At 53.3% G+C, this 522-nt stretch carries 1 pseudogene; it reads right to left on the minus strand.

Features of this window, described 5'->3' with window-relative positions:
* A pseudogene (locus AB1287_RS22315) lies at positions 1 to 499 on the minus strand (IS3 family transposase); the annotation flags it as partial.
* Positions 500 to 522: the final 23 nt, after the last annotated feature.

Genomic DNA, 522 nt, shown 5'->3' on the forward strand with positions numbered 1-522 from the left:
GCTTCACCTTTATGCGCTCGTGGGCTTCGATACCCGACCAGAGCCTTTATCCCGGCACGCTTCATCAGCCGCCAGACCCGGTTAATCCCACATTGTTGCCCGCTATCTCGCAAGTCGAGATGGATTTTGCGATAGCCATAAACGCAACCGGACTCCAGCCAGAACTGTTTGATTTGTCCTGTCAGTCTGAGATCCGCCTGATGCCGTGGTGAATGCGGCTGCTGAAGCCAGGTGTAAAACCCACTCGGATGAACATTCAGCACCCGACAGAGCAGACGAACAGGCCAACAACAGGAGTTGTCACGGATAAAGGCGTACCTCAGTCGGACAGCTTTGCGAAGTACGCCGCGGCTTTTTTTAATATGTCCCGTTCGTCAGTAACCCGCTTCAGCTCCTTCTGGAGTCGGCGGATCTCGGCCTGAGCATCTGACTGCTCTTTGTTGGTGGAAGAGTCCGGCCCGTATTTCTTTATCCAGGCATAAAGACTGTGGGTAGTGATATTGCCAGCACACCTGTTTTAGT

This window comes from Scandinavium sp. UTDF21-P1B (assembly GCF_040750395.1).
Taxonomy (GTDB): domain Bacteria; phylum Pseudomonadota; class Gammaproteobacteria; order Enterobacterales; family Enterobacteriaceae; genus Scandinavium.